The organism is Alteromonas sp. DY56-G5 (genome assembly GCF_041414725.1).
In the GTDB taxonomy this organism is placed as follows: Bacteria; Pseudomonadota; Gammaproteobacteria; order Enterobacterales; family Alteromonadaceae; genus Alteromonas; species Alteromonas macleodii.
This window is the reverse complement of sequence record NZ_JANHZQ010000012.1, coordinates 67,783-89,125: the sequence shown is the minus strand read 5'-3', so window position 1 is coordinate 89,125 and position 21,343 is coordinate 67,783. Positions and strand designations below refer to the sequence as shown.

Below are 21,343 nucleotides of genomic sequence, written 5' to 3'. Positions count from 1 at the left end.
TTATGCTTAGTTTTATTACCAGCACGCTGATTCCTGTTTTGATCCTTCTGTTAATGGGATGGCTATTTTTTCGCATTAAATGGCTCAATGAAGGGTTTATAGAAGCTGGATCTAAACTGGTATTTAACGTTGCGCTCCCTGCGCTCTTATTTTTATCGATAGCACGAGCAGACTTTTCTAAAGCCGCCAACCTATCGCTGATAGGCGTTGGAGTTATGGGCACGCTCATTGTTTTTGCCGCTCTGATGATTACCTCTCATCTGACCGTACATCCGTACAAAGCCAGAGGTGTGGTTGTACAAGGCGGTTTCAGAGCCAATATGGGCATTATTGGCCTTGCTTATTGTGCCAATACCTATGGGCAAGAAGGGCTTGCTGTAGCCTCGGTCTATATGGGGTGTATTACTATATTGTTTAACGTATTGTCTGTCTTTGTTCTTAATTTTTATCAAGGCACGTCGCGTTCTTTGTTGGGTCAAGTTACTGGCATGGCGAAAAACCCGCTGATTCTTTCTATCGCGGCAGCGCTCCCCTTCTCTTACTTCGAATGGCAATTGCCCACCACCTTGATAAAAACCGGTGAATACTTTGCGCAGCTAACACTGCCACTTGCACTTATTTGTACCGGTGCTTCCCTACAGTTCCGCTCATTCTCCAGTGACTGGTTTAACATTGTGCTTAGCACAACCAGTAAATGCGTGGTTTATCCCACCATATTAGTCGCGTTTGCCTATGCTTTTGGATTTAGAGGTATGGAACTGGGCATTGTTCTTCTTCTCGCCATTTCACCTACTGCTGCAGCAAGCTATGTCATGGTTAGAAACTTAGGCGGTGATTATCGTTTGGCGGCAAGTATCATCGCAGTGAGCACATTGGCATCTCTGCCTATTACCGCCCTCGCCTTTGGAATATTAAGTAAACTACAGCTGGTGTGATGAAAATACGTCTTTGTTAAGCGCATTTTAAGTTTATAAACAGTGAAGAGTGAAGCTATTGATGTGTTGTTAGACGGTATTGGAAACGAAAAGCGCCGGGTAACTCGACGTTAACCCGGCGAAAAAGGCGTAACAGACGTCGCCCTAATCTGCTTCGATCTCACCCTCTTCAATAGCCACAACGCGACGTGCTTCAACGTAGGTTTTAATAGCCCAAAGTGTCTCTTGGTCTAAGATAGGATCGGTTTGACCTTCAGGAATGCCGCCAAGTGCAGGCATGCCTTTCGCCGAGCCAAAACGCAAGCGCTCAACGAACCATTCGTCGTCTTCAAAGCTTTCTGGGTCGAGTTCACGAAGGTCTGGGTTTATTCCGCCAGACTGCGCGTGCAAGCCGTGACAACCTGCACAGTTATTTGCATAAGCGGACTCACCAAACTTGATGACCTTCGTTTTGGTTTCTTCATCAAGGCTTCGATATGGGTTTTCAAACACCCAGCCATTTTCAGACTCATCGCCATCAGTGATTGGCGGCATAGCTGAGCTATCTGCTCCTTGAGGGATAACATTTCCATGTGCAAGCACGTGGCCAGACAAGCCAGTTACCACGAGTGCCGCAAACAACATCGATATTTTTGTTTTCATAATTCGTACATCCTCAAAAGACTATGAATTAAGTATACATACGAGGAAATAAGGGGTAACTCTACTTTGGTTTTGAAAGGCTCCTCCTTTGGTAGGAGGCCACAATGATAGCCACTGAAAGCGCAAGCTTTACAATAGCTGCTTCAACGTTAGTGCTAAAGTCAGAGTCGAAATAACGCCCATAAGAATGATGAAGACTTACCTTGCCAACAGGTAAATGAATAGGTGAAGAAAAAAAGGCCAGCGCACCTAGGCGCTGGCCATGTATTAATCACTGTTTACTGCTCAGCTAAGGTTAGTTTTTTGCCACCTGCTGATAGCGCTTGGGCAATTTAAACGTCCACACGGTGCCGCCTTGGTTGAAGTGCTTCACACGTTTAGCAACTTCACCGCCCCATAATGGCACTGCGCCGCCCCATCCTGATAGTACAGAGATGTACTGCTCACCATCCATCTCCCATGTCACTGGAGAGCCAACAATACCTGAGCCAGTTTGGAACTTGTAAACCATTTCGCCGGTTTTGTCGTCAAAGGCCATCAGATAACCTTCAGGGTTACCGGTCCAAACCAAACCACCACCTGTGGTTAACACGCCGCCCCAAAGTGGAGAGAAGTTGTTGTAGCGCCAAACGGTTTTACCTGTTTTAGGGTCAATCGCTTTAAGTACGCCGATAAAGTCCTCATTCACTGATTTGATGGTGAAACCAGCACCTAGGTACGCTGCACCTTTCTTGTAAGAGGTAGGCTCGTTCCAGATATCCATTTCCCATTCGTTTGAAGGCACATAAAAGAGTTCAGTATCCTTTGAATAGGCCATTGGCATCCAGTTTTTACCACCTAAGAACGCAGGGCGAGCGACAACCTGTGCACCTTGTTTACCATCAGCTGATTGCGCTGGGCTTCCTGGGCGATTTTCTTCAATGTAGATAGGTCGACCTTTTTCATCCAGTCCCTTTGCCCAGTTTAATTTATCAACAAACGGGAAGCCGCGAATGAAGTCACCGTTTTCGCGGTTAAGGACGTAGAAAAAGCCGTTTCTGTCGGCGGTTGCCGCCGCTTTCACTGTCTTGCCGTTTTCCTGGTAGTCAAACGAGATAAGCTCGTTTACGCCATCGAAGTCCCAGCCATCGTGTGGTGTGGTTTGGAAGTGCCACACAATTTTTCCTGTATTAGGGTCGATAGCTAAGCGCGACGACGAGAAGTAGTTATCGCCCGGACGTAGGTGAGAGTTCCACGGTGCAGGGTTACCCGTACCGAAAAATAGCAAGCCTGTATCTGAGTCGTAAGTACCACCTAGCCACGTTGCTGCACCACCGGTTTTCCATAAATCAGCAGGCCATGTTTTACCTGGCGCGCCACCTGAAATACCATTTTCGGTTTTCTTACCGTCTTTCCATATGTACCCCATGTGCCCTTCAACGGTAGGTCTAACCCATAGCTGTTTGCCAGACTTCGCGTCGTAAGCATACACTTTACCGACGATCCCGAACTCACCACCGGAAATCCCTGTAATGACTTTTCCGTCAACTACAATAGGCGCTGCAGTAATGGCGTAGCCCGCTCGATAGTCTTCAACCTTTTTCTTCCAAACGGTTTTGCCCGTGTCTTTATCCAGTGCTACTAACTTGGCATCCAAGGTGCCAAATATGACCAGATTATCGTAAAGCGCAACGCCACGGTTTATCACGTCACAGCAAGGCATAATGCCGTCTGGCAAACGCGCTTCATATTGCCATAGCTCTTCACCAGTTCTCGCATCGATGGCCCACACACGAGAGTAAGATCCGGTTACATACATCACACCATCTTTTACCAGAGGCTGCGATTCTTGACCCCGCTGCTTTTCACCACCTAATGAAAACGCCCACACAGGACGTACTTCTTCTACGGTATCGCGGTTAATGGCGGTTAGCGGGCTATAGCGCTGAGCTTTCAAGCCCATTCCATACGTCACTACGTCGTCAGTGGTAACGTGGTCATTTTGAATATCTTTGTCGGTGACAACAGCATGGACAGGAGTTAACGCACTTGCACAAACCAGCATAGATAGGGCAAGTTTTTTAATTGGCATATTATTATTCATAACGGTTCCTAGTTGCATGTAGGCCATAAATGGTCTGTTTCAGACTATTCGTTAGGATTAGCATAGCTAGGGGGGATGTCGATGCCTATGCAACAGCGGAGTGATTTGACTCCTCCTTTAGGAGGAGGAATGAAGGGCTATTTTCCCTTTTGTTTAACACCTTTACGCTTTCACTTCTTTTTAAAGTAATGCGTTCTTCCAATACTGATAGCAGTGCTTAAGATAATAAAGCTGATAGCCACAGAAGTATTGCCCAAAGTGCTTTCGTTCTGAACGCTGTTGTTCAGAGTGCGCTTATTCTGAAAGCTCTTGCCCCGCAAAATAGGGCGGCATCTCATAAATGGTTTTGTATTTCTCAAATAACCGTTGCATATCACCCTCTACCACCATTCGCGTAATTACGTCACCAATTTCATAGCCTAGCGCGCGATAATTAGTATGAACAGCAAGTCCTATATCCCACTTTTGCTTTCCAATAAGCGGAAACGCGTTGCTTGCAAGGCGATATTGCTCATTATCGACAAACTGACTGAGGTAGGATATTTGCGAGCGCAATCCCATTACCGCTTCGACGGTTCCTGCTTTCATTGCGTCAATCGCTTCTGCGTTTGAACCATAGTGCGATGTTTTTTCTCGCAATCGGCCGCCAAACGCTGACGTTAAGTAAAAGTGGGGAATGCTGTCTATTTCCGCCCCAATCGTGTGATACTGAAACATGCCCATGGTTTCCACTTCGGGCAAGGTTTGCGTGTTGTGAATGATTTGCCAGCTTTCACGCTGATAGGGGGCAAACATATGAACGAGCTCATTAACCAACAAGCCCACGTCGTCACGTTTTTGAGAAAAACTGGGGTCGTAAGGCGCGCGCATCATCACATCAGCCTTAATGCGATGAATTATATGGCCCTTCCATAGGTAATTTCTGAAATCGTCCTCTGTCGTTTCACCTGGTGTCATCCATATCAGTTCTAGCTCAACACCAAGGGCGCTCGCGATTTCACGGGCGATATCAATATCAATACCTGTGGGGCTGTCGTTTTCAATAAATGAAAATGGAGGATAGTCGGTGTACACCGCAATTCTAATTAAACCGCTGTCTTTAATATCGTCTAACGATCTTGCTTCCCCGAACGCAGAAAGCGCAGAACCCGTTATCAGGCAGAGTAAAATGAAAATAACTCGAAAAGGTTTAACTAACTGCACAGCTTACCCACTTATTCAATCGAACTTCTTAAGCATACTAAGGGGTTAGCGTGATTTTACTAATGCTACTTTAGCGCCATAGCATTCCTCCTTTAGGAGGATGTTCTTCGGGAAAATTGCCATATACCCTTATGTCAGACAAACAGATATCAGCAAAAGCATGCAGCTAAGCTCGGGGTGGTATATGGCAAAGGGTGTAAAAAGCACGGTTGAAAGACGATTAACCGGTAAGCGCTATCAAAAGTGTGTAGCGTCACTTTTTTGCTGCGTTCTGTTGTCGTTTTTAAACAGCGCGCTCGCGTTTAATGAAGCGCAATCTTCACAGGCTCAACAAGCTGCACCACAGGCCTCTTTTGCCACTATTGTGGTCATTTACATAAAAGTTGCGGGCACATCTCCACCAGGCACACCAGGCTATTTAAAGTCCCCCAGCAATGAGGGGACAGCTGGCGCAAGTGTGGCGATAAAGGATGCCAATATCACGGGAAAATTTCTTGGTTATCAGTTTGAGTTAACTGAAATCCGTGTGCCTTCTATCGGCGAACTGCAAGCTTCTTTAGCTAAAACACACCAGTACTCTGGTTCAAGTGCTAACACAAATCACAAAGAAATAAGCAGCAATCAGCAAGGCAACATTGCATCTGTTGTACTGCTGGACATGCGAAGCAGTGATAAGGTAGAGGCTGCCTCAATTGAGCAGTTGATTGCCACTATTCAAAGCACGCTTCCTAATGCTGTATTTTTTAACGTAGCTAATAGCGATGATTTGCTGAGACAAAATTCATGTCGCATGCCCTTGTTTCATACAATCCCCAGTTATCAGATGAAAGCCGACGCGCTAGCCCAGTGGTTTCGTACTAAGCGTATTGACGAGATATTTGCAGTTTACGGAAAAACCGCTGACGATGCTGCATACCTAGCCGCGTTTAAACGCAGCGCTAAAAAATTCAAGCTTTCACTGGTTGAAACTAAACAGTGGCAGGACAGTTTTGATTTACGCAGGGCTGCCTTTGCTGAAATTCCTCAATTTACGCGAACAACAGAAACCTATCAGGCTGTTTTTACCGCCGATAGCGCGGCGCAATTCGCGTATAGTCTACCCTTTAACACGTATTATCCCGTACCTGTGGTAGGCGCTGCCGGCCTAAAAGCACTAGGTTGGCATTTTACCCACGAACAATGGGGCGCCCGTCAGCTTCAAAGCCGTTTTAACGACGGGTTTAACAGACACATGAATGAAGTCGACTTCGCCGCGTATCTTGCGGTAACGGCGGTGGCAAATACTGCGCAGCAAGGAAGCGATTTGACGCAGCAGGGAATACTTAAAACCTTGCTTAGCGACCACTACACGCTGGGTGCTTATAAAGGTCGCCCCCTTTCTATTCGCCCCTACACCCACCAATTTCGTCAGCCTATTGCGCTGGCCCACGAAGACGCATTGGTGACTCATGCGCCCCTTGAAGGCTTTCTGCACCAAACCAACGAACTGGACACATTAGGCGCAACACACACTACCTGTAAGGACAAGTTATGAGCTATCGCTTTGCACTCTTGCTTGGCAGTTTAATGGCAAGCTTTGCACTTCCTCAAGCCTTTGCACTTCCTCAGGCGTATGTCACTAACGAAAAAGACAACACGCTATCTGTCATTGATATGACGACATTTGATGTGGTTGAAACTATCGAGGTTGGAGAGCGACCCCGAGGGTTTATTTTAAGTGCAGACCAGTCCCACGCGTATATCTGTGCCTCTGATGCTGATCGCATTCAAATTATGGATTTGTCTACCCATTCCATAGTAGGCGATCTTCCCTCAGGTGCAGATCCTGAAACCATAGCATTACATCCTAACGGCACCACTATTTACACAGCTAATGAAGACGATGCCCTTCTTACTGTTATCGACATTCCAACGGCTCAGGTTATTTCTCAGATAGATGTAGGCGTAGAGCCTGAGGGGCTGGCTGTGAGTCACGACGGCAGCATGATGGTCGTCACATCAGAAACCACTAACATGGTGCACTGGATAGATACCAAAACGCACGAAAATATTGCGAATAGCTTGGTTGACGCAAGACCCAGAGATGCTCACTTTACCAGAGATGACAAGTACCTTTGGGTAAGCTCGGAAATAGGTGGAACTGTCAGTATTTTCGATACTGCTACTAAGCGAAAAGTGAAGACCCTTTCCTTTGCCATTAAAGGCGTTTATCGCGACAAGGTTCAGCCAGTGGGTATTGTGCTTATGAAAGATAAGCCCTACGCCTTCGTGGCGCTTGGCCCAGCGAATCGCATAGCGGTCATCAATACCGATACCTTTGAAGTGGAAGACTACATTTTGGTTGGGCGACGAGTGTGGCAATTAGCGTTTAACCAAGATCAGTCTTTATTGCTGACCACTAACGGTGTAAGCGGTGATGTTTCTGTCATCAATACCCACACGTTAAACGTAGAGCATACGGTAAAAGTGGGGCGTTACCCTTGGGGCGTGGCGGTTAAATGGAAATAGCGGTTCAAGCGGTTTCACATCAGTACGGCGGCCACCACGCGCTGGACAATATAAATCTTTGCCTAAAACCAGGCTTAACCATGCTGCTTGGGCCAAATGGCGCAGGCAAAAGTACCTTATTTGCGCTTATTACGGGCCTTCAAAAACTCACGCAAGGCAGCATTACCTTTGATGGTGCTACCCTGTCTCAATCTCGCACAAGTATTATGGCGAAAATGGGCGTGGTATTTCAGCAAAGTACCTTAGATATCGACTTATCAGTAAAACAAAATTTGTCCTACTTTGCTTCGCTCCACGGCATAAGTACCACTAACGCGCTATCTCATATTCAAGGCCTGCTCGACGAGCTCGGCCTTACGACCAAGCTCAATACAAAAATTAGAAACTTAAATGGCGGGCACAGACGTCGGGTCGAGTTAGCTCGCTGCCTTATTCACAAGCCATCTTTGCTGCTACTAGACGAGCCTACCGTTGGCTTAGACATAGAGTCCCGTCATCTTATTTTGCGGGTAGTACAAGCACTCGCACATTCCCAAAACGTAAGCGTACTGTGGGCCACACATTTATTTGAAGAAGTGAAGCACAACAACAACCTGATAGTCTTATCAAAAGGGCGAGTGTTAGCCCACGACCAATGTGAAGCCTTGTTAGCCAAGTATCATCAACAGGATATTGAGCACCTTTGGCAGCATTTGATGCAGGAAGGCTCCTGATGTATTGGCGCTGTTTTGTGGGTGTACTTACCCGAGAGATGCTGAAGTTCTGGCAGCAACGTACACGCCTGTTAAGTGCATTGGTGCGCCCGCTGCTTTGGCTATTTGTTTTTGCCGCAGGGTTTCGTTCGGCCCTGGGTCTTTCAATGACCGAGCCTTACGAGAGTTATATTTTGTACGAAGAGTACATTGTACCTGGGCTTGCCGCCATGATTGTGCTTTTTAATAGTATGCAAAGTTCATTGTCCATGGTGTACGACAGAGAAATGGGCAGCATGAAAGTACTGCTGTTAAGCCCGGTTCCCCGCCCTTTTCTGCTAGGCAGCAAGCTTATTGCCAACACCTTAGTAAGCGCTATTCAGGTGTACATCTTCTTTGCCTTTGCGCTTTTACTGGATGTACGTCTATCTGCGCTGGGATACGTTTATGCGTTGCCTGTTATTGCGCTACTGTCATTGTTTTTAGGTTCGTTAGGATTATTACTGGCAAACTATATTAAGCAGCTAGAGAACTTTGCTGGGGTAATGAACTTTGTCATTTTCCCATTGTTCTTTCTATCAAGCGCCCTATACCCGCTTTGGAAAATGCGTGAGGCCAGCGAATGGCTGTATCAGATTTGTGCCTTTAACCCCTTTAGTAGCGGCGTAGAATTACTGCGATTTGCGCTCTATGAAAAACTCGAACACAACGCGCTTGCCGTTGTACTAAGCCTTACAGCCATCACTTTTATTTTCGCTGTGAGAAGCTTTCGCCCCAAAGCCTCAAAAGGGCGCTTCTCGTGATAAAAGCAAACCTAATCTGGGCTAATGAAAGCAATAAAGTTGAAACGTTAGAGGATAGTGACTGCTTACTTATTTTAACTACGCCCGAGTTATTAGCGAGCCAACTCTTTCACTTTTCAACACCCGCTAAGACATACATTGAGCAAGTTTTTAACGACGAAAACTTTTCAGGAAATAAAGGCCAATGTGTATTCGTACAAGGCCTTAAGGCGTTTAAAACAAGTTACATCTCAGACAATGAAAACAGCGGACAAAACAAAATTAGCCAACAATTAGCTGAAGTAAAACGGGTGCTGTTTTATGGTGTCGACTTTGCGCTCTTTGAAGCGTCAGATGCACCCAACGTCTCTAGCCGTGCCTCGACTTTATCTAAAACTAATGACCCCTCCATGGTTAACCGCTCAAGCTACGCTAGCAATTCAAATTCTGCGTTTAATTCGAAAAGCACTAGTGACTTGAGCCAAACTAACGCACCAGCATTTCGCTACCTAGAACAGCAGTTCGATGCATTGTTTAAAAAGCTTAAAAGCGTGTCGGTAACCTTGGAAAAGCTGTCGTTAATGGCGCTTTCTACCGCTGAAACAGCAAGCAGTGACCCTGTTAACACCATTGGGAGCCACTCACCATTTCTGAGTGCGCTACTTAGAAGCTATTTCAAGCATGGCTATCACTTTATGGGCTATAAGACGAATAACACGTCGGTTTCCAACAGTCAGCCTCTCAATGAAAACAACAACGCAAATAGTGTTGAAAAAAACGACGCAAATAATGGAGCAATTAACCAAGCAATTGATATTAGGGGCACGCTGTCTCTTGCATTAGATGCCAAGCATTTTACTAACGCGCAAAAGCGTCTCGTTTCACACACTATCCGCTATGAAACAGCCCTTAATGCCGCAATGACGTGGGCTAAAGATCTCGCCCACATGCCAGCCAACTTATGTACGCCAGATTATCTGGCCGAACAAGCTCTGCATCTGGCGCAAACCTTTAATACGGTGTCTTGCGATATCCTTAATGAAAGTACGCTGAAGCAGTTAGGCATGAACGGGTATTTAGCGGTAAATGCAGGTTCACAGTTTGCTGCCACCATGCCTATTCTTCGCTACACAGCCAAAGGTTTAGAGAATTCACCGCCAGTAGTGTTAATTGGCAAAGGTGTAACCTTTGACAGCGGCGGCATAACGTTAAAACGCAGCCCTGATATGCGCCATATGATTTACGACATGGCAGGCGCTGGCTGTGTATTGGGCGTCATTCAGGCGGTTGCCACACTGGGGTTAAATATAAATATTATTGGTATTGTGGCGAGCGCTGATAATGCGATTGATGGCAAAGCCTATCGCCCGGGTGACATCATTACTATGCACTCAGGAAAAACCGTGGAAGTCATGAGCACCGATGCAGAAGGGCGTATGCTTATGGCCGATGCAATCAGCTACGCGAAACAGTTCTCCCCCTCGGTTATTATTGATATTGCAACCCTAACCGGCGCGACCATTAGCGCACTGGGGCACAAAGCCACTGCACTTTTTAGCAACGCTCCAGCGCTTGAAAGTGCGTTAGTTGAAGCGGGTGAACTGGCTAACGACAGGTGCTGGCCTTTCCCACTTTGGCCAGAATATCAAGACGCCATTACCTCTCAGCACGCGGATATGATGAATGCGGGTATAAACTCTCCCGGTGCTATTTCGGCAGGCTGCTTTCTCTCTCGCTTTGCTGACGGCACGCCGTGGGCTCACCTCGATGTAGCAGGAACCGCTTTTACCTACACCAAATCGTTATCGGCAACCGGCCGCCCTATTCCTTTGCTGTTATCTTACTTAAGCAGTTGCGCAGTCAAAAATAATCAATAAATCATCAAAATTCATGACAGTTCTCCTCCCTTAGGAGGATATCTGTTAACACATATTCAACATATACTCAGTCATGCGTTTAATCATAAAGAAGAGGAACAATTATGTGGACTAAACCCCAATACACAGAAATGCGCCTTGGTTTTGAAGTAACTCTTTACATCAATAACCGCTAGGCAACGCCCTCTGGGATGATGAACAAAAAGGCTGCCGATGCAGCCTTTTTTTACTTGTAGTATGGAGTTGTTATGCACGTATTGATTCTTGGTGCTGCCGCCGGGGGTGGATTTCCGCAATGGAACTGCCACTGCCCCAATTGTAAGGGTTTACGCGAAGGTAAAATAAAGGCGAAAGGTAGAACACAGTCGAGCATTGCTGTCAGTAGCGATGGTAAAAATTGGGTTCTCATTAATGCCTCCCCCGATTTAAGGGAGCAGATAAATAGCCATCCGCAGCTGTGGCCCGACGCCCATGTGTCTCGCGGCACACGCATAAGCGCAATTGTGCTTACCGACAGTCAAATAGACCATACTACAGGCCTGCTAACATTGCGCGAAGGCTTACCCCTTCCCGTTTATTGTACCGATGTTGTGGCCGAAGACCTAACCACCAGCTTCCCGCTTTTTACCGTATTAAAACACTGGCACGGCGGACTACAACAGCATTCAATTAATACCGATTATCATCAACGCTTTGTACCAAAGGGGGCAGAAGGCCTGACTTTCCAACCGGTGGTATTAGAGTCTAATGCGCCCCCTTACTCGACGTATCGCGACAACATTGTGCCGGGCAACAATATCGGCCTGAAGATAACTGACGACACCACGGGCAACGTGCTTTTTTACGCGCCGGGATGTATGCAGGCAAACGACACAGTAAAACAGGTGATGCGCGAATCTCACTGCGTGCTATTTGACGGTACGCTGTGGGCCAATGAAGAAATGATAGATCACGGCTTTAGCAACAAGCTGGGCACAGATATGGGACACATGCCGGTTAATGGAAAGGGCGGAGCCATTGCGCTGCTAAATGAATTTAACGTTGAGCGTAAAGTGCTTATTCATATCAACAACACAAATCGCGTGCTTGACGAAGACTCCAGTGCTTATCACAGCCTGTGCGAGCAAGGCATTGAATTGGCTTACGACGGTATGGAAATTGAGGTGTAGTAATGACAGAACACGCATGGTCTAGACAAGAATTCGAACAAAAACTGAGAGAAAAAGGCGCTTACTACCATATTCATCACCCGTTTCATAAACGCATGAATGAAGGACACTGCAGCGTTGATGAGATTCAGGGTTGGGTGGCCAACCGACTGTATTATCAAATGGCGATACCGGTTAAAGATGCGGCAATTTTAGCGAATTGCGAAGATCAATCGGTACGCAGAACTTGGATCCAACGAATTATCGATCACGATGGACGGGAAGGTGAAGACGGACTGGGCGGCATAGAAGCCTGGTTGCGGTTAGGCGAAGCGGTAGGCTTGAACCGCAGTGAATTACTTGATGAAACCCACCTGTTACCAGCGGTTAAGTTTGCAGTAAATGCCTATGTGAATTTTGCCCGCCGCGCGTCGTGGAAAGAGGCGGCCTGCTCATCGTTAACTGAAATGTTCGCCCCTGAAATACATCAAAGCCGATTAGATACCTGGCCTAGGCACTATACATGGATTGATAGTGAAGGCTTTACCTACTTTCAAATGCGGTTAAGTCAGGCGCGCCGTGATGTAGAGCATGGTCTGCAGATTACCCTTGATCACTTTGTTACCCGACAACAGCAAGAACATGCGCTCAATATACTGCAGTTCAAAATTGATATTTTGTGGAGCATTGCTGATGCCATTTGCTTTGCCTATGAATATAAGAGAAAGCCGTTCGATGGTATTGCCGACCAGCGGGTGTGCCATAAAGGGAGGTTTTAATGATGTCGAATTTACAATCACAAACCCAACACCACTTAGATGCTGATAGCGTCGGTGATGATGATATTGGTTCAAATACCCCGGAAGACAACATTGAAAATAGCAGCAGTCACAACAACGAGGGCTGCGGCACAAGAGACAAAACAGCTTCTTTAAATCCGCTTTTTCGCATGCAGTACGAGAAAGCTCAGGGTTGTTATGTTTTGTTGTTCCCCGAAGGAATGATCAAACTTAACCCTTCTGCAGCAGAAATTCTTAAGCGTGTAGATGGCAACAATACGGAAAATGCCATTTGTGCTGAACTTCGCCAGGCATTCCCTGATGCACCTGATGACTTAGAAGAAGATGTTCATGTATTTCTGGTTCATGCCGAGCAAAAGAAGTGGATCCGCTATGACGAATGATACAGACGTTGATTTACAAACCGACGAACCAAATAGCATAACGCCACCGCTGTGGCTCCTAGCCGAAATTACCTATCAGTGCCCATTGCATTGCCCGTATTGCTCCAACCCAGTAAACATGGAAGAAACATTCAATGAGCTCTCTACTGAGCACTGGGAGCGAGTGCTGCGTGAAGCGCGGGAAATGGGCGCCGTGCAATTGGGCTTTTCTGGCGGAGAGCCATTGCTTCGAAAAGACTTGGAGCACTTGGTCGCTTATGCGCGGGCTTTGGGTTTTTACACCAACTTGATCACCTCTGGCATTGGCATGACAGAGAAACGTATTGCCAAACTCAAAGAAGCCGGGCTCGACCACATACAGCTGAGCTTTCAAGCAGCCAATGCTGAAGTAAACGACTTAATAGGCAATAAGCGCCATTCATTTGAACAAAAACTTAAAATTGCGAAGCTGGTAAAACAATACGACTACCCTATGGTGCTTAACTTCTGTATTACCGCGCAGAACATTCACGAGATAGAAGACGTGATGGCGCTCAGCGAGCAGCTAAACGCTGATTTTGTCGAGCTGGCTACCGTACAGTATTACGGCTGGGCCTATGAAAACAGAGACCATTTGCTGCCTACGTCACAGCAGCTACAGGACGCTGAGGCCGCAGTGAACCGCTATCGAGCGCAGCAAAACGGTAAAGGGCCTACCTTCATATTTGTATCGCCCGACTATTACGAATCTCGCCCTAAGGCTTGCATGAATGGCTGGGGCACCACGTTTTTAACCGTAACGCCAGATGGCAGTGCCCTTCCGTGTCACAGCGCGAAGATATTACCTCTGTCTTTTCCCAACGTGAAAGAACGTTCATTGCACGATATTTGGCATCAAGACTTTAGCTTTAATCATTTCCGTGGCGATAGTTGGATGCCGTCGCCCTGTAGGGACTGCGATGAAAAAGACAAAGATTTTGGCGGATGTCGATGTCAGGCCTACCTGCTAACAGGTGATATGTATAAGACGGATCCGGTTTGCAGTAAGTCGCCCGATCACCATTTAATGAAAGGCATTACCGATAAAGCAGGTACTGCACCGTCTAAGGCTCTAGCGTATCGGAAGGTGGAAAAATCGATTCCCATCATAGAAGTCAGTGCTACGAGGTAAGCGCTAGGAGATAAATGCGCTGCGATAGGTACGAGAAGGTAAATGCGCTGCAATAAGTACGAAACAAAAAGAGATACCGTTAACCCGTAATGATAAAAGTGTATGTCTGAATTTCATTTCATTGATGCCGGCTCTGGGTCAAAAGCGCATAGCGTTGTTTTTGCGCTTAAAACCCCTGCGGCAGGCCACACTGGGTTGTCTCATTTAGCTGAGCACATGAGCTTTCGACGCTCTCACCCATACCCTGCTGCCCACGAGCTTTTTACGGCCAATACACTTCTGCCTGTTACTATTAACGCTACCACACTCGCCGAGTACACCTTCTTTTTCGCTTCGTCTGAAAAAGCGAACGTGCTGCTTGATGCTGTAAATTACCTGTACTGTGGCCTGCTTAACCGGGATTACGGTACCGATGAGGTTACCTTAGAGCGTGACGGGGTAATTTTTAACGAGCTCGCCATGCTAGAGGCAAACAGCGACTATGCATTAAACGCCGCTATTCGATTGGCCGATACCAATAAAAATGCCTATAAACACGCGGGTGGTTTTACACAAACCATAGGCAGCAATAGCATTCAAGCGCTTCAAGACTACAAACGCCAGTGGTATCAGCCAAGCACTATCACCACGCTGGTTTATAGTAATTCAGCCCACTTTTTTGAACAGTGCAAGGAGGTTGTTACAGCCGTGAGCGTGGAAGCAGCCGTGAGCGCGGAAGCAGCCTTGAGCGCGGAAACAGCCCTGAGCGCGGAAGCAGCCTTGAGCGCGGAAACAGCCTTAAGCGAAAAAACAGCCTTGAGCGAGAAAGCAGCTTTGAGCGAAGAATCAACACTGAACAGGAACGCTGCACTGAGTCAGCACGCATCTCAACGTGAACACTCACATTTAGACAAAGAAGCCTCTCTTGATGCGCAAACGACAAAAGGCGAAAACGAATCAATAAGACATGTATTAACCTGGTGGTTTCCTCAGTGCTTTTTAAATGGTTTACTACAGCAAGAAGCAACACTTAGCACCGTAGCAGGCCTTGAAAACACTTTAATTATCGACCCCGAAATCAATCAACAAGGCAATTTTGCAATTCGCCTCGTCACAAACGAAGCGATGAAGGAAACAGCAAGCGAGCTTTCGATAGAAGCACTTCCAAAGCTTTCACAAAATCTTACACACAAGCTCGTGAGCGATGATAATGATAAAAGGCTGCGACAACTAAAACATGTGGTATCCGCGTGTCTTGCCTCATTTGATATTAGACCTTCAAAGCCGACGCCAGACACTGATAAACACGCAGAAGGTGTGGGGGCGGCTATTCGCTATTTTGCACAACTAACAGATGCGTTGGGTTCGAACGAGCGTACTGCCAAAGATTGTGCCACCAAAAGCGCTTATTTAGCGAGTGCTAATAAGGTATCGCACTCCTATTTGGGGGCTCTACCTTCACCAGAAAAGTCAGTCGCTCGCGAGCGGATTAGAAAGGCACGTAAGGGATTTTCCGCGCAGGCCAGCGCCTCCAATAGCGAGCAGTCACTTTTAATACCGCGTCTTACCTCTAAATACCGACATTTTATTGCGTTAGAGCACTTGCCTGCACTTCCACGTTTATTACGGCCTCTCGCCAACAATACCACCAATTTAAAACGCTTTAACGCTGAACACATTGCTTCGCACTTTACGCCGTTTTCCATCCAATCGCCCTCAAGAACTCTAGAGTCGGCTTCTCCACATTCTGCTTCTGGTTATGTGGCCTCACACTGGGTGTATCGCATCGCGTTCTATCAACAGTCAAGACTACAAGCGGTACTGGCACACCACCTTTTCTGGCAACCAAGAACTTCGGGGGAATGCTACGCACTGGGCGCTGCAACCTATGAAAATAACCTTTTTCTATTTGGTGCCAGCGATACAAATATCACAGAGCGTGAAAACTGGTGTCATAAGGTTTTATCGATGCTCTCGTAGGGAATTCGGGAAAAAACACTGCTACCAATTTATGATACTTCCTCCCACTTAAGGAGGATATTTTTAGGGAATGGTTAAGGCAATACTGAAAGTATAAATAATAACGAAGCAGTCAAGACCATGCCTACGCGAATTTCTACTAAAAGCTCTAGCCAAAACGTTGCACAATTCCCAACACATCAACTTGCCCGTTCACCATTTGCTCTTGCGATTATTGCAAGCGCTGTAACCTATGCGTTTAGCTCTGCTGCAGAAGCTAACGATGCAATGGACCACTACGAGGTTATAGAGGTACAAGGAGTCACCTCCCTTAATGCCAATGGCAATAACTCTGCCGTATTTGGTAACGTTCAGACACTCACTCAAGACGACATTGAAGGGAGCGTCAACCGTTCACTACCGGAGCTACTCAAAACTCAGCTGGCAAGCGTGAACCTAAACGATGTTCAAAACAATCCGTTCCAACCCGATCTGCAATACCGCGGGTTTACTGCCTCTCCGCTGCTTGGTCTACCTCAGGGCATTTCGGTGTACTTAAACGGCGGTCGGGTTAATGAAGCGTTTGGCGATACTGTGCATTGGGACCTAATGCCTCTAGATGCTATAGATACCGTTTCTTTGTACTCTGGTTCAAACCCTCTGTTTGGCCAAAACACGCTAGGCGGCGCCCTTGCGCTAAGAACGAAAACAGGGTTTAGCTTCAACGCCAACGAAATAGATTTACAGGCTGGACAATTCGGCCAGAAAGCCGCGTCTGTGGAATCAGGTGGTCATAACGATCATTGGTCGTATTATGTAAACCTGAATCATTATGAGGAAGATGGCTGGCGTGACTATTCGCCATCTGAAGTGCAGCAAGTCTTTACATCGCTTGCCTATAAAAGTGACAAAATGCATCTCGACATGAACCTCTTTATGGCCGATAACGAGTTACTCGGAAATGGTGCGTCGCCTATTGAACTGCTGGATATTGAAGGAAGAGAAGCGATCTACACCCACCCCGATCAGACCAACAACGAACTTACGCACGTTAATATAACCGGTGATTTCGTTTTAACTGACACCTTATCCTTAACCGCCAATATGTTTTATCGCGACACACAAACTCAATCAATCAACGGCGATGACAGTGATTTTGGTGCCTGCCAGTTCGCTGATGGACGCGTAACACTGTGTGAATTTGAAGATGATGACGACGATGATGATGACGATGATTTGCCTGTTGTAGGAGAAGGCGACGATATAGAAGCGGTTGAATTTATTGGCTTTGATGACGACACCGCGCTTGCCGAAATATCAGATGTGGACGCAGATGAACTTGATGGTACATACAATACGGGCCGCACAGACGCCAAAGCTACTGGGCTATCTTTTCAGCTAGCAAAACAATATGCCTTAAGCGGCTTCAGTTCAGAGTTAATTGTTGGTGCCAGCTACACCAAAGGAGATGTTAACTACGCCGCTGATACTACATTTGGTATTTTGGAAAACGAATCTGCACAAGACTCACGCACCGTTTTACCCATAGACGGGCTCATGGCACAAGAAGCCAGGGTTAGATTAGATGTAGACACCACCGCATGGTCGCTATTTTTCATGAATAGTACACAGCTCTCTTCAGCCGTATCACTCAATATTGGTGGACGCTTTAACCGAGACCATATTGTTATGGAAGACCTAATTGATGACGGTGAAGGTTCATTGGACGGCAATCACCGTTTTACCCAATTTAACCCAGCGGTAGGTGTAGACATTACTATTGATGAGCAAAGCCAGTTGAATCTTGCAATCAGCCAGTCTTCAAGAACGCCAAGCCCAGCAGAGTTAAGCTGTGCAGATGAAGACGACCCGTGCCGCTTACCGAACGGCTTTGTGGCCGATCCTCCTCTTGATCAGGTGGTCACCCAAACTATTGAAGCGAACTACACCAAACGCTTTGATAACATCGACCTGATGCTAAATGTTTTTCACAGTAGAAGTAAGGATGACATTATCTTCCAACAAGCAGGCTCTGTTGCCTCTCGCGGATACTTTATTAACGTTGATGAAACCCAGCGTCAGGGCGTAGAATTCAGCGTAGGTTCAACGTGGGAAAAACTAACCTACCGGTTAAACTACAACTATCTTAACGCAACCTATGAATCAACATTCACGTCGTTTAGCCCCTTTAACCCTCAGGGTCCAGACAGACTCGTAACACCAGGTGACAAAATTCCAGGCCAGCCAGAGCATTTAGTCAAGCTCTACGCAGATTACGCCTTAACGGATAAAGCGCGTTTGGGGGCAGAAGTTATTTCAGCATCGAGTCAGTACTTTAGGGGCGATGAGGCTAACGAAAATGAAAAGATAGACGGATACGTTATTGCAAACGTTTATGCATCGTACCGTTTCAACGACACATTTACCGCATCGCTACGTGTGAACAATGTGTTCGACAAAGACTATGAAACCTTTGGCACGTATGGCGAGGCCGATGAGGTGTTAGAAGACATTTACCCCGACGTAGAAGGTGCACAGTTCGTGGGCCCCGCACAACCGCGAATGGTCAGTGTGAATCTAAAAGCGAGATTCTAATCAGGTAGCAGTTGTTACCATACGCGCTTTTATCCACACAAAAGCTGCAACAAAAACCCAAAAAACGCGACTTACTTTTTCACAGTAGTCGCGTTTTTTATCATTTATACCTTTAATTTTCCCGCTACTAAAGAAGGAGATTAACACGCCTTACGGCCGATGGTTCAAAATTCAATAAAACCTATTATCAATTTACTGGACACCGAAAGCATTAAAACCAGTCGAAAATAAAAATAAAAAACCACTGTAATTAATCAACACTTCCAATATTGGGACAGTAAAATGAAAAAGAATACATTTACAAAAACCTGTTTATCTATTGCCATTCTAAGCACGGTCAGTAGCCATAGCTTTGCCCAAGACGAGCCCTATTCATGGAATATCTCTGGATGGATAAATGAAGGCTTAACCTATTATGACGACGGTGTGGGTAGTGATGTGGCACAACTATCAGACAATGGTACAACCCTAGGCAGCCGTATTACGCTTTCAGGGAACTACAAACTGGAAGAACAAGGCATGGACGTAGGCTTTGAGGTCATTATCGAACCTCTTTCAGGCGCACCTAACTACGCCGGTGGTGGCCATCAAACGCCGCTTTTATTTGCAAATCAGGATAACTTAGACACCTTCAACGGCGGCGACATAGGCCTATTGGGCAGTAGCCTCTACTTTGGTGGCGACTGGGGTAAAATCACCATTGGTCTACAAAGCCTTCCCACCGATAACATTGCCGTTCTAGCCGATCCTTCTGGCACAATCTGGTCGGGAATTTCACCATTATTTAGAGCAAATGGCTTCTTTATTCGAGGCCTAGAAGAAGGTTCAACCAATGTCGCGTGGGGTCAATTTGCTCAGTGCTTAGCTACGCCTGGCTTGGGTATTGGTATTGACTGTAACGGCATATATCGCAACGGCGTGCGCTACGATCTTCCTCAAATGGGAAACGTGAGTATTGCGGTCGGTTATGCAAACGACGAAATTTACGATATTGCGGTTAAGTATGCGGCTGAGCACGAAGGCTTTAAAACTAACCTTCACGCAGGTTACTCAGTGAATAAAGATGGCGGTAGCAATGTTGGCGGCAACAGTTCAACTACGCTGCAACTGCAAGCTGGCGTCATGCATCTTGAATCAGGAGTATTTGGGGTAGCCACTTATCAGATGGAAGAAGCTGACGATGCGATTGTTGGGTCGGGTGACGATACGGATGCTTATTACTTTAAAGCAGGCATAAGAAAACAGTTTAATCGCTTTGGTGATTCTGCTTTCTATGCTGAATATGCCAGTTATAACGACCAATACGGCATGGCTCATTTAGATGGCGTTACCGGCTCAGAGCTTAGTCAGTGGGGCGTTGCAGCAGAACAATATTTTGGATCGCGCTTCTTGGTGTACGCGAAATACGAAAACCTAAGTTTAGATATTGATGGTTCAGAATCTGCGCAAGGAATTTATAACAGCGCAGAAGACTTAACCCTAATTCAACTAGGTGGCACTGTGTTCTTTTAATTGAGAATTAAAAATCAGTCATATTTTAACATTGAACTTATATCTAATTACTCTGAAATTTAAAAATTACTCGATTCATTTAATTAATGATAAAAAACTGATTAATTTTGCACTTAAATAAGAAATTAAAATTAAGCTAAAAGATATGACATAAAAAAGCGAGATTCACTCTCTCGCTTTTCCTATTGAAAAAGGAAAGATCATGAAAAATATATCTCTATTTTCATTACGTTCAGCTCTACCCATTCTGTTAGCCCTACTCTTCATAACGGCAGTAGATATCGCAGACGCACAGGTCATATTTCAAGAGGACAAAAACAATTTCATTCGCCTTGTTGAAAAGCCGAGCAAAGTAGACAGTGACATGCGTGCCAACCAGCACCCCTTTACGCTGCAAGAGCAGGATGTATCCGCCATACTTAGCGCTATTCAGGTGGTTAAGAATAAAAATACGTCAACACCGCTTTTTTCCAACGAACAAGTTGCGTTACTTGCCGCCTATCTGCCTGAGGCGCTGCGAACAGCGACTGCTCAGCAAGACGTAATTTTTGCCCTTAGTAAAGAGAAGCGCTATTTGGCAGGCCTTAAAACCCAAACGTATTACGTTGCAGGCAATATTTTCGTTGCAGACGACCAGCTCAATATTCTTATTGGCGAGTTCGACAAAGTAGCCAATAAAGCCTACGAAATGGCTTATGATCCTACTTCTCAGGGCTTGGTAAAATACGACTTTGATTTTGGTAACCGGAAACAAGCAAAGTTCTCATTCGATTCCCCACTTTCTTTTTCCGCACCTGGTATAGAACTGAAAACGAAAAATCGCTTCGATTGGGTGGTCGCACCGACTCAGCTGGCATTTGAAGCACCTGTAGAAAAGGAAACACTTTCCCCAGCGAATAGGGAAAACACACCCAGTAAGAAAGACGTAGCTGGCTCGGCCTCCTTACCAGCAGAGAACGATATCGTTGCTCGTTTTAAACGGTTAGACGCACTAAAAAAGGCGAACCTAATTAGCGAAACAGAATACGCCGAAAAAAGAAGGCAGTTACTTGACGAGTTATAGAACGAAAGTCCCGTCAGTACTGGTCTTACGTG

General features: G+C 46.2%; 18 protein-coding genes. 15 read left to right on the top strand and 3 right to left on the bottom strand.

All coding sequences use genetic code 11. The annotated features are described in order from the left end of the window. The first annotated feature begins 2 nt into the window (after nt 1-2). A complete protein-coding gene (locus NO989_RS08380) occupies nt 3-935 on the top strand; it encodes an AEC family transporter (RefSeq protein WP_014950661.1) in 933 nt (310 codons plus the stop codon). 144 nt (nt 936-1,079) lie between these two features. Here NO989_RS08380 and pedF read toward each other — a convergent pair whose 3' ends face one another. The 3 genes from pedF to NO989_RS08365 all read right to left on the bottom strand — a co-directional run bounded on the left by pedF (nt 1,080) and on the right by NO989_RS08365 (nt 4,863). Further along, nucleotides 1,080-1,577, bottom strand: coding sequence for a cytochrome c-550 PedF (gene pedF / locus NO989_RS08375; RefSeq protein WP_014950662.1), 498 nt, complete (start codon nt 1,575-1,577; stop codon nt 1,080-1,082). Nucleotides 1,578-1,872: 295 nt separating this feature from the next. Further along, a complete protein-coding gene (locus NO989_RS08370) occupies nt 1,873-3,660 on the bottom strand; it encodes a PQQ-dependent methanol/ethanol family dehydrogenase (RefSeq protein WP_239246624.1) in 1,788 nt (595 codons plus the stop codon). A 294-nt stretch (nt 3,661-3,954) separates the two neighbouring features. Then, entirely contained in the window at nt 3,955-4,863 is a 909-nt protein-coding gene (locus NO989_RS08365; protein ID WP_187447320.1) for an ABC transporter substrate-binding protein, read from the bottom strand. A 184-nt stretch (nt 4,864-5,047) separates the two neighbouring features. Here NO989_RS08365 and NO989_RS08360 point away from each other — a divergent pair, with 184 nt between their 5' ends. The 14 genes from NO989_RS08360 to NO989_RS08295 all read left to right on the top strand — a co-directional run bounded on the left by NO989_RS08360 (nt 5,048) and on the right by NO989_RS08295 (nt 21,311). After that, on the top strand, nt 5,048-6,397 hold the full coding sequence (locus NO989_RS08360; RefSeq protein ID WP_371342374.1) for a hypothetical protein: 1,350 nt from the start codon (nt 5,048-5,050) through the stop codon (nt 6,395-6,397). Further along, nucleotides 6,394-7,371: a PQQ-dependent catabolism-associated beta-propeller protein gene (locus tag NO989_RS08355; protein ID WP_269350618.1), complete on the top strand. Its 978-nt coding sequence runs from the start codon at nt 6,394-6,396 to the stop codon at nt 7,369-7,371. The genes NO989_RS08360 and NO989_RS08355 overlap by 4 nt, the downstream gene beginning before the upstream one ends. After that, complete coding sequence (locus NO989_RS08350; RefSeq protein ID WP_269350617.1) at nt 7,362-8,084, top strand: ATP-binding cassette domain-containing protein; 723 nt, start codon at nt 7,362-7,364, stop codon at nt 8,082-8,084. Before NO989_RS08355 ends, NO989_RS08350 begins: the two co-directional genes overlap by 10 nt. Continuing rightward, the gene (locus NO989_RS08345; RefSeq protein ID WP_061095573.1) at nt 8,084-8,866 is read left to right on the top strand and encodes an ABC transporter permease; all 783 of its coding nucleotides are present in this window, start codon (nt 8,084-8,086) and stop codon (nt 8,864-8,866) included. Before NO989_RS08350 ends, NO989_RS08345 begins: the two co-directional genes overlap by 1 nt. Then, nucleotides 8,863-10,722 carry a leucyl aminopeptidase gene (locus tag NO989_RS08340; protein ID WP_371342373.1) on the top strand — a complete coding sequence of 620 codons (1,860 nt, stop codon included), beginning with the start codon at nt 8,863-8,865 and terminating at the stop codon, nt 10,720-10,722. The genes NO989_RS08345 and NO989_RS08340 overlap by 4 nt, the downstream gene beginning before the upstream one ends. A gap of 104 nt (nt 10,723-10,826) precedes the next feature. Then, nucleotides 10,827-10,898: a pyrroloquinoline quinone precursor peptide PqqA gene (pqqA, locus tag NO989_RS08335; protein WP_071953288.1), complete on the top strand. Its 72-nt coding sequence runs from the start codon at nt 10,827-10,829 to the stop codon at nt 10,896-10,898. Between the two features lie 72 nt (nt 10,899-10,970). Further along, a complete protein-coding gene (gene pqqB / locus NO989_RS08330) occupies nt 10,971-11,891 on the top strand; it encodes a pyrroloquinoline quinone biosynthesis protein PqqB (RefSeq protein ID WP_014950672.1) in 921 nt (306 codons plus the stop codon). Nucleotides 11,892-11,893: 2 nt separating this feature from the next. Further along, complete coding sequence (gene pqqC, locus NO989_RS08325; protein WP_069944926.1) at nt 11,894-12,649, top strand: pyrroloquinoline-quinone synthase PqqC; 756 nt, start codon at nt 11,894-11,896, stop codon at nt 12,647-12,649. After that, entirely contained in the window at nt 12,649-13,053 is a 405-nt protein-coding gene (gene pqqD / locus NO989_RS08320) for a pyrroloquinoline quinone biosynthesis peptide chaperone PqqD (protein WP_015068009.1), read from the top strand. The genes pqqC and pqqD overlap by 1 nt, the downstream gene beginning before the upstream one ends. Next, on the top strand, nt 13,043-14,203 hold the full coding sequence (gene pqqE, locus NO989_RS08315) for a pyrroloquinoline quinone biosynthesis protein PqqE (protein WP_269350614.1): 1,161 nt from the start codon (nt 13,043-13,045) through the stop codon (nt 14,201-14,203). The genes pqqD and pqqE overlap by 11 nt, the downstream gene beginning before the upstream one ends. A gap of 102 nt (nt 14,204-14,305) precedes the next feature. Next, nucleotides 14,306-16,162 (top strand): insulinase family protein, encoded by a 1,857-nt coding sequence (locus tag NO989_RS08310; RefSeq protein ID WP_371342372.1) that lies wholly within the window; start codon nt 14,306-14,308, stop codon nt 16,160-16,162. A 120-nt stretch (nt 16,163-16,282) separates the two neighbouring features. Further along, on the top strand, nt 16,283-18,736 hold the full coding sequence (locus NO989_RS08305) for a TonB-dependent receptor (RefSeq protein WP_371342371.1): 2,454 nt from the start codon (nt 16,283-16,285) through the stop codon (nt 18,734-18,736). A 282-nt stretch (nt 18,737-19,018) separates the two neighbouring features. Further along, nucleotides 19,019-20,248, top strand: a complete 1,230-nt coding sequence (locus tag NO989_RS08300) for a hypothetical protein (RefSeq protein WP_020744234.1) — start codon at nt 19,019-19,021, stop codon at nt 20,246-20,248. A 202-nt stretch (nt 20,249-20,450) separates the two neighbouring features. Next, nucleotides 20,451-21,311: a hypothetical protein gene (locus tag NO989_RS08295; protein ID WP_371342370.1), complete on the top strand. Its 861-nt coding sequence runs from the start codon at nt 20,451-20,453 to the stop codon at nt 21,309-21,311. Nucleotides 21,312-21,343: the final 32 nt, after the last annotated feature.

Bases quoted from the DNA above. Each gene is read 5' to 3' on its own strand.
- NO989_RS08360 (WP_371342374.1), top strand. From the start codon at position 5,048: ATGGCAAAGGGTGTAAAAAGCACGGTTGAAAGACGATTAACCGGTAAG.
- NO989_RS08350 (WP_269350617.1), top strand. From the start codon at position 7,362: ATGGAAATAGCGGTTCAAGCGGTTTCACATCAGTACGGCGGCCACCAC.
- pqqB (WP_014950672.1), top strand. From the start codon at position 10,971: ATGCACGTATTGATTCTTGGTGCTGCCGCCGGGGGTGGATTTCCGCAA.
- pqqC (WP_069944926.1), top strand. From the start codon at position 11,894: ATGACAGAACACGCATGGTCTAGACAAGAATTCGAACAAAAACTGAGA.
- NO989_RS08370 (WP_239246624.1), bottom strand. From the start codon at position 3,660: ATGAATAATAATATGCCAATTAAAAAACTTGCCCTATCTATGCTGGTT.
- NO989_RS08310 (WP_371342372.1), top strand. From the start codon at position 14,306: ATGTCTGAATTTCATTTCATTGATGCCGGCTCTGGGTCAAAAGCGCAT.
- NO989_RS08295 (WP_371342370.1), top strand. From the start codon at position 20,451: ATGAAAAATATATCTCTATTTTCATTACGTTCAGCTCTACCCATTCTG.
- NO989_RS08355 (WP_269350618.1), top strand. From the start codon at position 6,394: ATGAGCTATCGCTTTGCACTCTTGCTTGGCAGTTTAATGGCAAGCTTT.
- NO989_RS08380 (WP_014950661.1), top strand. From the start codon at position 3: ATGCTTAGTTTTATTACCAGCACGCTGATTCCTGTTTTGATCCTTCTG.
- NO989_RS08300 (WP_020744234.1), top strand. From the start codon at position 19,019: ATGAAAAAGAATACATTTACAAAAACCTGTTTATCTATTGCCATTCTA.
- NO989_RS08305 (WP_371342371.1), top strand. From the start codon at position 16,283: ATGCCTACGCGAATTTCTACTAAAAGCTCTAGCCAAAACGTTGCACAA.
- pqqE (WP_269350614.1), top strand. From the start codon at position 13,043: ATGACGAATGATACAGACGTTGATTTACAAACCGACGAACCAAATAGC.
- pqqD (WP_015068009.1), top strand. From the start codon at position 12,649: ATGATGTCGAATTTACAATCACAAACCCAACACCACTTAGATGCTGAT.
- NO989_RS08345 (WP_061095573.1), top strand. From the start codon at position 8,084: ATGTATTGGCGCTGTTTTGTGGGTGTACTTACCCGAGAGATGCTGAAG.
- pedF (WP_014950662.1), bottom strand. From the start codon at position 1,577: ATGAAAACAAAAATATCGATGTTGTTTGCGGCACTCGTGGTAACTGGC.